The following is a 237-nucleotide window of genomic DNA, read 5'->3' as shown; positions in this document are numbered from 1 at the left end:
AGATAACGACAACCGGATAGAGCCATTCCGGGCGAGCCCAGAATGCCTGGCGGAAAATATTGCCGCTTGCCTGATTTGGGATCGCCGTGATACCCTCCCATTCGGTTGTGCCGAGCTGAGTTAGCCCGCTTACCCCTAGCCCGATCAGTAAGAAGATAATGGCCTCTTGAGGTAGCAGTCCGCGTATGCCTTGTCGCCAAGGCCGGGCAGGTAGTAAAGAAAGCTGGAGCGCTATGG

The 237-nt window shown here is 56.1% G+C and carries 1 protein-coding gene; it reads right to left on the bottom strand.

What is annotated here, in order from left to right; genetic code table 11:
- On the bottom strand, positions 1-237 hold a 237-nt coding region (locus tag ACLJNW_RS28390; RefSeq protein ID WP_410962002.1), incomplete at both ends, for a hypothetical protein.

Source organism: Salmonella sp. SAL4457 (assembly GCF_046548235.1).
Taxonomy (GTDB): domain Bacteria; phylum Pseudomonadota; class Gammaproteobacteria; order Enterobacterales; family Enterobacteriaceae; genus Salmonella; species Salmonella enterica.
Note: the sequence above shows the minus strand (reverse complement) of the source record. Positions and strands in the feature narration are given on the sequence as shown.